Here is a 13,802-nt window from a genome sequence, read left to right as displayed (position 1 = left end):
AGGGAGGTGGGGAGATGTTAAAGATTGCCAAGGATAAATTACCGGAACTCTTGCAGGCCTGGGCCGGAGGGGCAAAGGTTTTTGTCCCCCAGGATAAAGGGGGAGTAAGCGTTTTCCTGCCCTGGGAAGGCCAGGGGAATCTTACCCTGGGTGAGGGCAATACCCTGGAACCGCCCAAGGATCTTTTCTTCCCCCGGACGGAAACCATGTACCGTTACCAGGTGCAGGGCAAAGAGGCCAGCCTGATTGAGGTACCTTCCCTGGAGGAAAAGCGGGTGCTGGTGGGGGTCCGTTCCTGCGATGCCCGCAGCCTCTTGCTTATGGACGATGTTTTTCTAACCAGAGGGTATGTAGACGAATTTTACCGCCAGCGGCGGGAAAATACCCGCGTGGTAGCCCTGGCCTGTACCGCGGCCAGCCCTACCTGCTTCTGCACGGCCTTCGGGATTGATCCCGGGCGGGCCGAAGGAGTCGATGTCCAGATGTGGCCTGTGGCCGGTGGTTACCTCCTGGAAGGAGTAACGGAGGCCGGCCGGGAGTTGCTGGGCCAGGGTTCATCCCTCCTGGCGGAGGCCGGGGCCGAAAATATACCGGCAGCAGCCAAACCGGGCCTGGCAGTGGAGACAAGCGGGGTAACGGAAAAGCTGCAGAGAATGTTTGAGCATCCCTACTGGACGGCCGTCAGCCGCAAGTGCCTGGGCTGCGGCGCCTGCACCTACCTCTGCCCCACCTGCCACTGTTTTGACATCCAGGGCGAAAACCGGGGTAACAGCGGCTATAAGTTCCGCTGCTGGGATTCCTGCATGTTCTCGGAATATACCCGTATGGCAGGCGGCCATAACCCGCGGCCGTCGAAAAAGGAACGCCTGCGTAACCGCTTCCTGCACAAGCTCCAGTATTTCCCGGAGCGGTATGGCAAGTTTGCCTGTGTGGGCTGCGGCCGCTGCCTGGATCGCTGCCCGGTGAATGTCGACATTACCCGGGTAATCCGTGAGGTCAAGGAGGTGACCCTGTAATGGCTAACGAGGCGCGGGTCAACCCCCTGGTGCCCAGGACGGGGCGCATTATCAAGATTGTGGACGAGACGCCCGATGTCAAGACTTTCCACATCACCACCGACAGCGGCAAGCCCTTTACTCCCCTGCCGGGGCAACTGGCCATGCTCTCCCTGCTGGACGTCGGGGAGGCCATGTTCTCCATTACTTCCCAGGGGCCGGAGCACCTGGAGCTGGCCATTAAAAGGGTCGGCATGCTGACCGATGCCCTCCATGAAGCCGAAGAAGGGCAAACGGTAGGCATCCGGGGCCCCTATGGTAACGGCTTTCCCGTGGAGGAGCTTAAAGGTAAGGACCTGCTTTTCATCGGCGGCGGTATCGGCCTGGCGCCGGTACGCTCCTTGATTAATTACTGCATTGAGCACCGGCAGGATTACGGCCACCTGTGGATCATCTATGGTGCCCGCTCGCCGGCCGACCTGTGCTTTAAAGACGACCTCTTTAACAACTGGCCCAAGGTGGAGAACTGCCGGGTCGACGTGACGGTGGACCGGGGCGATGCCGGCTGGCAAGGCCATGAGGGTTTTGTACCGGCCTTTGTGGAAGAGCTGCACCCGGACCCGGCAGGGAAAGTAGCCATCACCTGCGGGCCGCCCATTATGATCAAGTTTGTCCTCCAGTCCATGGAGAAGCTGGGGTATAAAGACGACCAGATTATCACCACCCTGGAAATGCGCATGAAGTGCGGCATCGGCAAGTGCGGCCGCTGCAACCTGGGTAGCTGCTACGTCTGCCTGGACGGTCCCGTCTTCACCCTGGCCCAGCTGAAGCAGCTGCCGAACGAGTATTAAGGGAGTTATACCATGCCAGCTGACTACCATATTCACGGGCTGGCCCATGAGGGGCCGCCCCATACCGTAGAACGCCTTTTGCCCTACGTAGAAGCAGCCAGAGCTGCCGGCCTTACAGAAATAGGTTTTGCCGACCACGACCGCTACCTGGACGGCATCGATTTCAGCGTCTTTCCCGAACTGGAACGGGTAACCGGGATGCCTATCCGTGCCGGGCTGGAGGTAGATTTCCGGCCCGGCAAAGACCACTGCCGGGAACTGGCCGGCCGGCCCTGGGACTACCTCATTGGTTCGGTCCATGCCATCGGGGACTGGGATTTCGACCGCCCAGGCCAGGAAGCCGGCTTTAACGCCTGGGATATAGATGAGCTCTATACCACTTACTTCAGCCTGGTGGCCCAGGCGGCAGCTACGGGGATTTTTCATATCATTGGCCACCTGGACCTGATTAAAATTTACGGCCACCGGCCCCAGAGGCCGGTCCTGGAGCTGGCCGAGCCAGCGTTAAAGGTTATTGCCGGGAGCGGCGCGGCTATGGAAATAAATACAGCCGGTTTATGCAAACCGGTGGGGGAGATCTACCCGGCCCGGGAACTCCTGGAACGGGCCTTCAGCCTCAATATCCCCGTAACCATCGGGTCGGATGCCCACGCCCCCGGGGAGGTAGCCCGGGAACGGGAACAGGCGCGGGAGCTTTTGCGCCGGGTAGGTTATACCTGCCTGGCCACTTTCTGCCGGCAGGAGATGGCTACTGAACCTATAGACTAAATGGACCTTGAAAGAGGTCAAACCTGACTTTATGATAAAAATAAAAAATTGCGGTCCAAGGGGAGTAGCCCCGGAGTATTCCGGTACCAGGTTCGTCAACACGGCTGTCAAGCCCGGGCCTGGTAGGTAACGCGCGAGACCTTCACCGCCATGTAGGGCGATGAAGGTTTTTTATTACCCTCATTGGAACCGGATAATCAGGAGATATTTATTTATAGGAGAAGGGGAGAAATTATGCTGGATGTAGCCTTGCTTTTAATCAGCCTGGGAGTTATCCTTCTGGGGGCCGAGGGGTTTACCAACGGTATCGAATGGCTGGGGAAGAAACTAAAACTAACTGAAGGCGCCGTGGGGAGCATCCTGGCAGCCGTTGGTACCGCCCTACCGGAAACGATGATCCCAATTATTGCCATTCTCTTCGGCGGCGGCGGCCATGCCGGGGAAGAGATAGGCATTGGTGCCATCCTGGGGGCGCCCTTTATGCTTAGTACCCTGGCCTTCTTCATTACAGGTATTGCCGTGATTGCTTATCGCAGTCGCCGGCCCAATTTCCCCAAAATGAACCTGGATACCAGGACCATGGGCCGCGATTTAAGTTTCTTTCTCTGCGTTTATGCCGTGGCCGTCCTGGCCTCTTTCCTGGGGGCCCACATCTGGAAGCAAATAATTGCTATTGGGCTGGTGATAGCCTATGCTACCTATGCTTACCTGACGGTCACCAACGGCCATACACTGGAAGAGGGGGAGGAACTGAACCCCCTTTACCTGGCCCGGAAGGCGGCCGAGCCTGCTACACTGGTCATTTTAGCCCAGGTTATCCTGGCTCTGGGGATGATTGTTGGCGGCGCCCGCCTCTTCGTCAACGGGGTGGAAGACTTGGCACGGATTATGGGTATCCCGCCCTTCGTCCTGGCCCTCATTATTGCCCCCATAGCCACGGAGCTGCCGGAGAAATTTAACAGCATCATCTGGGTGGGCCGCGGCAAGGATACCCTGGCCCTGGGTAATATAACTGGAGCTATGGTCTTCCAGAGTTCGGTGATCCCGGCGTTGGGTATCACCATGACCAGCTGGGAGTTAACCCAGGGAGCGTTAATCAGCGCCATACTGGCTATTGTTTCCGCTGGCCTGGTCTTCCTCCAGATCAGCCGCAAGAAATACCTGACGCCCTACACCTTGGTGGGTGGCGGCGCTTTCTATGGCATCTTTGTCCTCCTAGTTTTTGGCGGATTTATCCGCTAAAAGAGTTGCTTTATCCTTACATGGCAGGAAAAACCCGGTGCACAGGCGCCGGGTTTTTTAATATACTGGAGCAGGAAGGATGGTGGCCTTAACATGCCCCGGGTAGTCGTGGCAGGTGGTGGTTGGGCGGGCTGTGCGGCAGCCCTGGCCGCCCGCCAGGCAGGCGCGGAGGTAACCCTCCTGGAGCGAACGGATATGCTCCTGGGTACCGGCCTGGTGGGGGGGATTATGCGCAATAACGGCCGTTTTACGGCGGCGGAGGAAATGATTGCCCTGGGCGGTGGGAGGTTGTTCCAGCTTACCGACAGTGTTACCCGGCACCGTAATATACATTTTGCCGGCCACCGCCATGCCTGGCTTTACGACGTGGCCCGCATTGAACCCCTGGTCCGGCAGGCTTTGCAGGAAGCCGGCGTTGAGGTACGCACTTTAAGCCGGGTGACTGCCGTCCAGGTGGCGGGCAACAGCCTCCAGGCTGTTCATACCGAAGGGGGCCAGATTTACCACGGTGAGGCCTTTATCGACGCTACCGGTACGGCGGGGCCGCCGGCCAACTGCCGCCGTTACGGCAATGGCTGTGCCATGTGCATCTACCGCTGCCCCACCTTTGGCGGCCGCCTGGGCCTGGCCGCCCTGGCAGGGGTGAAGGAATACGCGGCCTTGAGGCGGGGTGGCGGCCGCGGAGCCTTAAGCGGGTCCTGCAAGCTCCATAAAGGTTCCCTGGCGCCCTGGCTGGTGTCCGAACTGGAGGAAAAGGGAGTGGCCGTCTTGCCCGTGCCATCCGACCTGCCGGGTAAAGGCGAACTGCTCCAGCGCAAGGCCTGCCAGCAGTATGCCCTGCCCGAGTATGCGGCTAACGTTATCCTCCTGGATACCGGTCACGCCAAACTCATGGCCCCCTTTTTCCCCCTGGAAGCTTTGCGACGGGTAGCCGGCCTGGTAAACGCCCGCTTTGAAGACCCCTATGCCGGCGGCACCGGCAATTCGGTACGCTTCTTGGCCATGGTACCCCGGGACGATACTTTACAGGTACGGGGCCTGGTCAATGTTTTCTGTGCCGGGGAAAAGGCTGGTCCCTTTGTGGGCCATACCGAGGCGATTGTCACCGGCACCCTGGCCGGTCATAACGCTGTGCGCCTCCTGGCAGGGAGGGAACTCCTGGTTTTGCCTTCTACCCTGGCTGTAGGTGATATAATTGTCTATGCCAGCCGCCAGGTGGATAAGGGCGATGGGCTCTACCAGCGTTTTACCTTTTCCGGGTCCGTCTATTTTGAGCGCATGCAAAACCTAGAGCTCTACACCACCGACCGGGAGGTTATCAGGAAAAGGGTGGCCGACCTGGCCGGGATTTTTTCCGTACCATTGTTAGGGAGGAAAAAGGCGCCAGGTGCCGAATATTAACTCTAAATTATTATTTTCGGGGAGAGAAACCTTTTGACTGCAGAATTGCTGGCCCTGTTCACTACCGCCTTTATGGTAGGGCTTTCCGGCGCCCTGATGCCGGGACCGTTATTAACCCTGGCCATCGAAGAAAGTACCCGGCGGGGAGCCGGCGCCGGCCCTCTCCTGGTCCTGGGCCACGGCCTCCTGGAATTACTCATGCTGTTCCTGCTCCTCCTCGGCCTGGGCAGCTTCCTGGCCCATCCCACTGTGAGCCGGGTGGTAGCCGTCCTGGGAGGGGCGGTATTGCTATGGCTGGGAACAGACATGATCCGCAGCGCCATGGCCGGCTAGCTCCAGTTTACCTTGCCGGGAGATAAAGATAATCTCCCGGCCCTGCCGCCGCGACCGGCTTTACGTACAATAACTGCCGGCGGTTTAATCAGCCTGGCCAACCCTTACTGGTTGCTCTGGTGGGCAACCATCGGCGCCGCTTTTGTCGCCCAGGCGGCCCGCCTGGGCGCCGGCGGGGTGGCTTTCTTTTTTAGCGGCCATATTTTATCAGACCTCGGCTGGTACTCCCTAGTTACTGCAGGAGTAGCAGCCGGCCGCCGCGTTATCAGCCAGCGGGCCTACCGGTATTTAATCGTGGCCTGCGGCTTGTTCCTGCTGGTTTTAGGCGTCCTCTTTATTGCGGCCGGTTACCGCGGCCAGATTAGCTTGTAACATAGCGGGAGGTGATCCCCTCATGGAAGTTTATGATCGCGCCCATGAACTGGCCCGTGCTTTGAGCAGGAGTAATGAATATAGTGATTTTCGCCTGGCCCGGGCCAAACTGGAAAGCAATCCCGCCAACCTTAACATGCTGCGGGATTTCCGCCGGCGCCAGCTAGAGCTGGAGATGACCGTTTTAAGCGGGAAGGAACCGGACCCAGCTTTAAAGCAGGCCGTGGAGGAAAGTTACCGCATTATCAGCCTCAATCCCTCCATAACGGCCTATCTCGCCGCCGAAGAAAGGGTGGCCCGGCTGCTGGCCGATATCCAGAAAATACTACTTGATGCCATACCTGAATGGGGAAAAGATATGGGTGGGGAGTTTGACAAAAAGTAAAATATTAGTTTACAATAGAAGTGATAATTGTTACCAACAAGCTGGTGAGGATTATGGGGCCAACAGGCAAGCGCATGACCAAACAGAAAAAGGTCATCCTGGACATCCTGCGCAATACCAATACTCACCCCACAGCCGATTGGATCTATGCCCAGGCCCGCAAAATTTTACCCGATATCAGCCTGGGAACCGTTTACCGTAACCTTGGGGTTTTAAAAGAAGCCGGCGAGATTATGGAATTAAATTACGGCAGCACCTACAGCCGCTATGACGGTAACCCGCAAAATCATTACCACTGTGTCTGCCTGGAGTGTGGCCGGATTACCGACCTGGATATGCCGGTGCACCATGAACTGGAAAAAGAAGCTGAAGCCAGCGGTTGCGGTAAAATTCTTTATCACCGCTTGGAGTTTTACAGTATTTGCCCGGAATGCCAGCAGCAAAAAATGCAGCAGCAAAAGAATGACTAAAGCCAGGTGCATAAATCTGTTTTTTTTAAAGGATTCCCCCATTTAACCGAGAATTAATATAAAGTATTAATTTGGGTAGGGGTGGGGGTTGTGGCGGCCGGATGTATAAGGGTCGAAGGCAAGACGGTAGAAGAGGCCATCCGCAGGGCGGCAGATCTCCTGGAAGTTTTGCCTGAGGAATTAGCGGTGGAAATAATCGATGCCGGGAGCCAGGGCTTTTTAGGGATAGGCCGCCGGCCGGCGGTAATTGTGGCCCGGCCCGCCGGGGAAGCAACAACAGGAGAAACAAGGGACGACCCCGGGGTACCGGGAGCCGGGCAGGAAGATGAGACGGAATCTGATTTAGAGGCCGCTTTGGAAACGAAGCCGGTTTTAGAGACAGGTGCAGTAATGGAGCGGGCAGGAGAGGAACGTCCCGCTTATGCCTGGGTTGAGGCGGGTCAGGTTCGTATCGGAGGGGGGGAACCGCCGGCCACCATTATTCCCGGCGACCATTTCGAACTTTATGTTAACGGCCAGCTTATAGCCGGCGAGGTTGCCGTCCGGGCTGGCGATACCATTACCGTCAAGCCCAGGGTTGAGCAAAAAGATGGCGAGTGGAAATTGACGGTAGCCAGCGATGGCCTGACGGCAAAGTTAACAATTAAACCTGGTTATGAACGGACCTGGAAGCTAAAGGACCAATCCCCGGCCAGCCGCCTGGAATTAAAGGGTGAACCAGTAGATATTGCCCTGCCGGCCGTTACCCGGGAGGAACTCCTGGCCGAATTAAATCGCCAGCAGGTTGTTTATGGTGTTGACGAAGAAGCCATCCAGCAGGCCTGTACGGCGACCAGGGAGATGGAAATAGTCGTTGCCCGGGGCCAGTCACCCCAGCCCCCTGAGGATGCCCGGGTGGAATATCATTTTAGTACCAGTGAAATGGCGAGAAGAGAAGTAGGCGAGGAGGAACGGGTGGACTACCGGGAGATGGTGATACGGGTCTCAGCGGCAGTGGGTGACCTCCTGGCCATCAAGATACCGCCGCAGCCCGGCAAGCCAGGAATGACGGTTACCGGCAAAGCCATTCCTCCACCTGAACCAAAGGATATCGAGCTGGTGGCCGGGAAAGGGACGGAGGTTATCGATGGCCAGCGCTGTGTGGCCACGGCCGAGGGTCGTCCCCAGTTAAGCCAGCGGAAGGGGAAAGTAATAATTGATATTATCCCGGTCCTGGTACACCGGGGAGATGTTGACCTCGCTTCCGGTAACATAAAGTTTAAAGGCTGTATCAATATTACCGGCAATGTCACCGAAACCATGCAGGTGGTTGCCAGCCAGGATGTAGAAATCGGTGGTGACGTTACCCAGGCCACAGTTCGCGCGGGGGGAACCATTTTTATTCGCCATAACTGCATCGGCTCGCTCCTGGTTGCCGGAGGTATTAACAGCATCTACCAGAGCGCGGAGCCAGTCTTAGCCGACCTGGCCCAGCAATTATCCCTCCTCCAGGCAGCCGCCGGGCAGCTGGAGCAGGGCGCCAGGAGGCAGAAGGGACCAGTCTACCACTTGAACACCGGTTACCTGATTAGTGTCCTGGTGGAAAATAAGTTTAAAAAGTTGCCCTCCCTGGTAGCCAGGTTGGAGCAGCTCACCCGGGGCGTGGAAGGAGGACCGGAGGAACAGAAATTAGTCCAGCTGGGGCGTGAACTGGCCCAGGCCTTCGGGACTTCGGCTGCCCTCCAGGGCCTCGATACGGTAAAACTGGCCAAAATGACAACTGCCGTCGAGGAGATGGCCGCCTACTGCCGGGAAATACCTCCTGAGGGAGGCAATATTACTTTAAGCTATGCCCTCAACAGCAAACTCCAGGCCAGTGGGTGGGTTAAAGTTACCGGCCGCGGCTGTTTTAATACCGAGATTGTAACCGGGGGCAAGGTGGAGATCCAGGGCGTTTTCCGGGGCGGCAGCATCTATGCCGGTGATGATGTGTATATCAAGGAAATAGGCTCCAGCGGCGGTGCTAAAACCCTGGTACGGGTTGCCGAAGGCAGGGTAATCAAAGCCAGTAAGATCTGGCCGAACTGCACCCTGCAAATAGGCAAGCGTATCCGCCAGATTGATAATGAAGAAAATCAAGTTATGGCCTATTTAAATAGTGAGGGTGATATGATCCTGGGAATATTTTGATGTCAAAGAAGGTACGGGTAAATGGCCGAGAATTGGGAGTTTTTACGCCAGGTACCGGTATTTGCGGATCTAAGCCCGGAAGAGTTACAGCATATTGTTTCCCTGGCCCTCTTGCGCCGCTATCGTAAGAATATGTATATTTTTATGGAAGGCGAGCCCGGCGACGCCATCTATTTTGTCAAAAAGGGGGCCATCAAATTATTCCAGGTGCTGGAGGACGGCCGCGAAAAGATCCTGCACTTCGTCCAGGAAGGGGAAATCTTTGCTGAAGTCGTGTTATTCGAAGGCGGACCTTACCCGGCCACGGCCGAAACCCTGGAAGATACCGAAGTGGGTATCATTCGCAACGCCGATATGGAAAGGCTTCTCAGCCGGCACGGGGAAATGGCCGTTAAAATCATTAAAGTCATGAGCCGGCGCCTGCGCCAGGCCCAGGAGCATATCCGGGACCTGGCCCTTAAAGGGGCCTACGGTCGCCTGGCCAGCACCCTTCTCCAGCTGGCCAGGGATTACGGGACGCCCCGGGAAGATGGCGTTACCATCGACCTCAATTTGAGCCAGCAGGAACTGGCCAGCCTGATCGGTACTTCCCGGGAAACAGTGGCCCGGATTTTAAGCGACTTCAAACGCCTGGGGGCTGTGGGAGTAGAACGCCAGCGAATTACCATCCTGTCGCCCCAAAAGCTGGCCGGCTGGGATTAAGCCGCTAATGGGGGATTTTATACCTTCCAGCAGGTAAATAATACTGTTTAATCCTTAGCCCTTGCGAAAAGAAATAAAGGTATTATAAAATAATAACAAAAGCTAAAGGTTAAGGAGGGTTAAACAGAATGGATGGCCGGCAATCAGCACCCGGCAGGCCGGAATCCAACCAGGACTGGGTAGACCGCCTGCAATGGCTGGGTATTAAAGTGGAAGAACCACGGGAAAAGGGCGAGGATCACTCTGCTACCGTGTAAGGGATAATACATTTGCTTTAACCCTGCGGCGATCCCCAAACAAGGGCTTAAAACCCGCAGGGTTTTTCGTGTCTACCCCTTTCACTGCCGGGATGTTATCATGATATCCGGTAGGAGAGGGGTATTTTACTGGCGGTTGACAGGGTAGGGAAACAGGTTTTATCCTTAAGATATACACCAAGGGGGTATATAAAGATGGAAAAATTGCGCATCCTGGTAGCCGATGACGAAGCGGGCCTCCGGCAGCTGGTGCGCTTGTATTTAGAAAAGGAAGGTATGGTTGTTGCCGAGGCGGCTACCGGTCGCCAGGCCATGGAGAAACTCCAGCAGGACAAATACGATCTCCTTATCCTGGACTTGATGATGCCCGACGGCGATGGGTGGAGTGTCTGCCGGGCAGTACGCCAGAAGATGGACCTGCCCATTATCATGCTGACGGCCCGGGGAGAAGAAATGGATCGTTTACTGGGTTTTGAGCTGGGGGCAGACGACTATGTGATAAAGCCCTTCAGTCCCCGGGAACTGGTGGCCCGGGTGAAGGCCCTGTTGCGCCGGGCCGGGGCCGGCCTGCAGCGGGGAGAGGAGTTGCAATTTCCCGGCCTCAGCATTGATATTGCCGGCCGGGAGGTTAAGGTCGACGGGCGGGCGGTAAACAACCTGACGCCCAAGGAATTTGACCTCCTCCTTTTCCTGGCCCGGCATCCCGGCCAGGTCATGAGCCGGGAAAAGATCCTGGAAAAGGTCTGGGGTTATGATTTTTACGGCGACCTGCGGACGGTAGATACCCATATCAAAAATTTGCGGGAAAAACTGGGCCGGGAGCGCGGGTTTATCACCACGGTCTGGGGTGTAGGTTACAAGTTTGAGGTGGGGCCATGATCAACAAAAGTATTACTACCAAGCTGTGGTTGCTTCTGGTTTCTCTGGTGGTGGTCAGCCTGCTGGCCATTGGCCTATCCCTGCACCAGTTGCTGGGTAATTACTATTACCGGCAGCAGGTGGAAGATATGCTGGCTACAGGAGAGAAGCTGGCCCAGAGCCTGGCCGGTGCTGATGCCGGCAACCTGTCCGGCCAGGCGGAGGTCCTCAGCAAAGCAGCCGGCACCGGGGTGATGATCATTGACCGCCAGGGCCTGGTAATTTCCTGCAGCAGTGATGCCGGGACAGGCATGGGTATGGGTATGAGTATGAGGATGGGCCCTGGCTGGAGTCATGGCCTGCGCCAGCACGGCGACTGGCCGGCAGCCGGCATGCACCTGGACGGCGACGAAATCCGGCAGGTGCTGGCCGGGAATACGGTCATCAAGAGGGGTTACCAGGACATCTTTAATACCAGGATGCTGGTCGTGGCCGTGCCGATAAAGGACGCCGGGGGTGTTAACGGGGCGGTTATCCTGTTTGCCCCTGAGGCTTCTTTGAGTGCAGCCATAGCGGCAGTAGACCGCCTGATCCTTTATTCCGGCGTGGGGGCGGTACTGCTGGCCACCTTGCTGGCCTTTTTTGCCGCCCGCCGGGTAACCAGGTCCTTGAAGCAGATGAGCCTGGCGGCGCGGCAAATGGCGCGGGGTGACTTTAGCGTGCGGGTACCGGTAACTGCCGGGGATGAACTGGGCCAGCTGGCCGGCAGCTTTAATTTTCTGGCCGGGGAACTGGCCCGGACCGTAGCCGCCCTGTCCCGGGAAAAGGAAAAGCTCGACCGGGTGGTCAGGGGGATGACTGACGGCGTCCTGGCCTTTGCACCTGACGGGCGGGTTCTTTTTGCCAATCCCCAGGCGGAAAAGCTCCTGGGGCTGTCCCTGCCACCGGGGTCGGTTTTGCCGGTAGAACTGCTGGCACCCTTCCGGGCAGCCGCAGAGGGCGAAGGTGCTGCCGGAGAAATCAGGTGGCGGCAGCAAATCTTTGCCGTCCGGGCCGCGCCCCTGCAGGGGGAGGAGCCGGGTAGACAGGCGGCCGTGGCCATTATCCAGGATATAACCGCCCAAAAACAACTGGAGCAACTGCGCCGGGAATTCCTGGCTAGCGTGTCCCACGACCTGCGGACGCCCTTAAGCTTTATCCAGGGTTATGCCGAGGCCCTGGCGGACGGCCTGGCCGCCGGGGAAAAGGAGCGCCAGGAATATACCAATATTATCCTGGCCGAAGCCGGCCGCTTGCGGCGCCTGGTGGACGACCTTTTTGATTTGAATAAAATGGCGGCCGGCCAGTTATCCCTGGAAATAGCCGATGTCGATATCGGGGAATTGCTGGCCGGGGTGGCCCGGAAATACCGGCCCTTGCTGGCGGAGCACAAGCTAGAACTGGCAGTAGAAATACCGCCTTCTTTACCGGGGGTCCGGGCCGACGCCGGGCGCGTGGAGCAAATCATGGCCAATCTCCTGGACAACGCCCGGCACCATACGCCACCGGGGGGCAGGATCAGGATAACAGCCGGCCGGGCCGGCAATGAAATTAAGGTCAGCGTGGCTGACACAGGCAGCGGCATTCCTCCGGAAGACCTACCTTATATCTGGGAACGTTTTTACAAGGTGGACAAGTCCCGTTCCCGCCGGGATGGGGGCAGCGGCCTGGGCCTGGCCATAGTAAAAAGCCTGGTGGAAGCCCACGGCGGCCGGGTGGAGGTAGAAAGCCAGCTGGGTGAGGGGAGTACCTTCAGTTTCTATCTGCCCCTGCATATTGACAGCGAAAATAGCTGATAGTAAAATAGTTACGGTAAAAATAGTGGGGGTGAACGAAGTGCCAACCTATGATTTCCGCTGCCAGGAGTGCGGTGAACGTTTTACCGTTAAGATGTCCTGGAAAGAAAGAGATAAAGCTACCTGCCCCGCCTGCGGCAGCCAGAAGTTACAGCAGCTCTTTACCGGGATTACCATCCTGGGCGGCAGCAGCAGTGGCGGCAGCTGCGCGGCGCCGGCCGGTAGCCGCTTCAGCTGAGGGGGTTAAAGGTAACGGGCCGTCGGCCCTAAAAGAAAAGGTTAGCATGCCCTGGGAATCCAGGGCTTATATTTTTGATTGACACTCACCACGTAGTTAAGTTATGATGGGGCAGAGAGGGGTGGACAAGATGGGTATGATGACTTCCCTGCGCCGGCTGAGCAAAAAGCGGCCGGTCCTGGGAATTTTATTTGTGGTGGTCTTGAGTATCGGGTTAATCGGCAGTTATGCCATATTTGCTTCGCCGAAGGCGCCGGTGGTCCCACCGGAGGCCCAGGCGCCGGCAGCGGATGCGGCCCAGCAGCAGGCTGAGGCCATGCAGAAGATGGCGCAGGAGCAAATCGGCAAACTAGAAACGGAAATCAGCGATTTACAAAAAGAACTGCAGGCCAACCCCAACGATGTGGCCACAATTCTGAAACTCGGTGATAACCAGTATAACCTGGGGACACTCTATCTCTTTGCGAACGGCGACCAGGATAAGGCTATCGAAAGTTTCAAGGCGGCCGTAGCCAGTTACCAGCAGGTGCTTAAACTTAATCCCCAAGAGAAGGGTGTCAATTTGCGCCTGGCCGGAGCGGCCCTGTACGCTGGTGATGACAAGCTGGCAGAAGAGAACTTCCAGGCGGCCATTAAGGCCGACCCGGGGGATAATAATGCCCGTATGACCTACGGTATGTACCTGGCGTCCATGAAAGGCGACTTGCAGGGCGCTATTGACCAGTGGCAGGAAATTTTAAAGCATAACCCGGATAAGGACCTGGCCGACCAGGTCCAGGAAATGATCAAGCAGGCCGAGGAGGCCAAACAAAAGGCGAACGAGCCTGGTACGAGCCAGAACCAGGCCCCTGGTGAACAGGGCAGCGAAAAGTAAGGACAGGTTTCAGGTAAAACCGACATACAAAAACCAGCCGCAGGCTGGTTTT

Annotated in this window: 14 protein-coding genes and 1 pseudogene; all 15 read left to right on the top strand. The window is 57.2% G+C overall.

The genetic code is table 11. The annotated features are described in order from the left end of the window. Positions 1-14: 14 nt before the first annotated feature. The 15 genes and pseudogenes from MOMUL_RS05985 (at position 15) to MOMUL_RS05915 (ending at position 13,750) form a co-directional block, all read left to right on the top strand. On the top strand, positions 15-1,016 hold the full coding sequence (locus MOMUL_RS05985; protein ID WP_062282832.1) for a 4Fe-4S dicluster domain-containing protein: 1,002 nt from the start codon (positions 15-17) through the stop codon (positions 1,014-1,016). After that, positions 1,016-1,846, top strand: coding sequence for an FAD/NAD(P)-binding protein (locus tag MOMUL_RS05980; protein WP_062282829.1), 831 nt, complete (start codon positions 1,016-1,018; stop codon positions 1,844-1,846). Before MOMUL_RS05985 ends, MOMUL_RS05980 begins: the two co-directional genes overlap by 1 nt. 12 nt (positions 1,847-1,858) lie before the next feature. Further along, the gene (locus MOMUL_RS05975) at positions 1,859-2,614 is read left to right on the top strand and encodes a histidinol-phosphatase HisJ family protein (RefSeq protein WP_062282827.1); all 756 of its coding nucleotides are present in this window, start codon (positions 1,859-1,861) and stop codon (positions 2,612-2,614) included. A gap of 234 nt (positions 2,615-2,848) precedes the next feature. Further along, positions 2,849-3,856, top strand: coding sequence for a sodium:calcium antiporter (locus tag MOMUL_RS05970; RefSeq protein ID WP_062282825.1), 1,008 nt, complete (start codon positions 2,849-2,851; stop codon positions 3,854-3,856). A gap of 93 nt (positions 3,857-3,949) precedes the next feature. After that, positions 3,950-5,257 (top strand): FAD-dependent oxidoreductase, encoded by a 1,308-nt coding sequence (locus MOMUL_RS05965; RefSeq protein ID WP_062282822.1) that lies wholly within the window; start codon positions 3,950-3,952, stop codon positions 5,255-5,257. Between the two features lie 72 nt (positions 5,258-5,329). Beyond that, positions 5,330-5,962 (top strand): annotated as a pseudogene (locus tag MOMUL_RS17265) (LysE family transporter). Between the two features lie 22 nt (positions 5,963-5,984). Then, on the top strand, positions 5,985-6,347 hold the full coding sequence (locus tag MOMUL_RS05950; RefSeq protein ID WP_062282812.1) for a YlbF/YmcA family competence regulator: 363 nt from the start codon (positions 5,985-5,987) through the stop codon (positions 6,345-6,347). Between the two features lie 74 nt (positions 6,348-6,421). Continuing rightward, positions 6,422-6,817: a Fur family transcriptional regulator gene (locus MOMUL_RS05945; protein WP_084785530.1), complete on the top strand. Its 396-nt coding sequence runs from the start codon at positions 6,422-6,424 to the stop codon at positions 6,815-6,817. A 90-nt stretch (positions 6,818-6,907) separates the two neighbouring features. Next, on the top strand, positions 6,908-8,986 hold the full coding sequence (locus MOMUL_RS05940) for a flagellar assembly protein A (RefSeq protein WP_062282810.1): 2,079 nt from the start codon (positions 6,908-6,910) through the stop codon (positions 8,984-8,986). Positions 8,987-9,007: 21 nt separating this feature from the next. Next, complete coding sequence (locus tag MOMUL_RS05935) at positions 9,008-9,688, top strand: Crp/Fnr family transcriptional regulator (protein WP_062282807.1); 681 nt, start codon at positions 9,008-9,010, stop codon at positions 9,686-9,688. A 128-nt stretch (positions 9,689-9,816) separates the two neighbouring features. After that, complete coding sequence (locus MOMUL_RS17515; protein ID WP_269085190.1) at positions 9,817-9,945, top strand: hypothetical protein; 129 nt, start codon at positions 9,817-9,819, stop codon at positions 9,943-9,945. Positions 9,946-10,140: 195 nt separating this feature from the next. Then, on the top strand, positions 10,141-10,824 hold the full coding sequence (locus tag MOMUL_RS05930; RefSeq protein WP_062282804.1) for a response regulator transcription factor: 684 nt from the start codon (positions 10,141-10,143) through the stop codon (positions 10,822-10,824). Beyond that, a complete protein-coding gene (locus MOMUL_RS05925) occupies positions 10,821-12,638 on the top strand; it encodes a sensor histidine kinase (RefSeq protein ID WP_062282801.1) in 1,818 nt (605 codons plus the stop codon). Before MOMUL_RS05930 ends, MOMUL_RS05925 begins: the two co-directional genes overlap by 4 nt. Then, positions 12,619-12,876: an FmdB family zinc ribbon protein gene (locus MOMUL_RS05920; RefSeq protein ID WP_236713010.1), complete on the top strand. Its 258-nt coding sequence runs from the start codon at positions 12,619-12,621 to the stop codon at positions 12,874-12,876. Before MOMUL_RS05925 ends, MOMUL_RS05920 begins: the two co-directional genes overlap by 20 nt. Positions 12,877-12,997: 121 nt before the next feature. Further along, complete coding sequence (locus tag MOMUL_RS05915; RefSeq protein ID WP_169802170.1) at positions 12,998-13,750, top strand: tetratricopeptide repeat protein; 753 nt, start codon at positions 12,998-13,000, stop codon at positions 13,748-13,750. Positions 13,751-13,802 lie beyond the last annotated feature (52 nt).

It is taken from the genome of Moorella mulderi DSM 14980 (genome assembly GCF_001594015.1).
In the GTDB taxonomy this organism is placed as follows: domain Bacteria; phylum Bacillota; class DSM-521; order Neomoorellales; family Neomoorellaceae; genus Neomoorella; species Neomoorella mulderi.
This window is presented reverse-complemented; position numbering and strand designations above follow the sequence as displayed.

Coding starts and splice junctions, on each gene's coding strand:
- MOMUL_RS05985 (WP_062282832.1), top strand. CDS start 15: ATGTTAAAGATTGCCAAGGATAAATTACCGGAACTCTTGCAGGCCTGG.
- MOMUL_RS05980 (WP_062282829.1), top strand. CDS start 1,016: ATGGCTAACGAGGCGCGGGTCAACCCCCTGGTGCCCAGGACGGGGCGC.
- MOMUL_RS05975 (WP_062282827.1), top strand. CDS start 1,859: ATGCCAGCTGACTACCATATTCACGGGCTGGCCCATGAGGGGCCGCCC.
- MOMUL_RS05970 (WP_062282825.1), top strand. CDS start 2,849: ATGCTGGATGTAGCCTTGCTTTTAATCAGCCTGGGAGTTATCCTTCTG.
- MOMUL_RS05965 (WP_062282822.1), top strand. CDS start 3,950: ATGCCCCGGGTAGTCGTGGCAGGTGGTGGTTGGGCGGGCTGTGCGGCA.
- MOMUL_RS05950 (WP_062282812.1), top strand. CDS start 5,985: ATGGAAGTTTATGATCGCGCCCATGAACTGGCCCGTGCTTTGAGCAGG.
- MOMUL_RS05945 (WP_084785530.1), top strand. CDS start 6,422: ATGACCAAACAGAAAAAGGTCATCCTGGACATCCTGCGCAATACCAAT.
- MOMUL_RS05935 (WP_062282807.1), top strand. CDS start 9,008: ATGGCCGAGAATTGGGAGTTTTTACGCCAGGTACCGGTATTTGCGGAT.
- MOMUL_RS17515 (WP_269085190.1), top strand. CDS start 9,817: ATGGATGGCCGGCAATCAGCACCCGGCAGGCCGGAATCCAACCAGGAC.
- MOMUL_RS05930 (WP_062282804.1), top strand. CDS start 10,141: ATGGAAAAATTGCGCATCCTGGTAGCCGATGACGAAGCGGGCCTCCGG.
- MOMUL_RS05925 (WP_062282801.1), top strand. CDS start 10,821: ATGATCAACAAAAGTATTACTACCAAGCTGTGGTTGCTTCTGGTTTCT.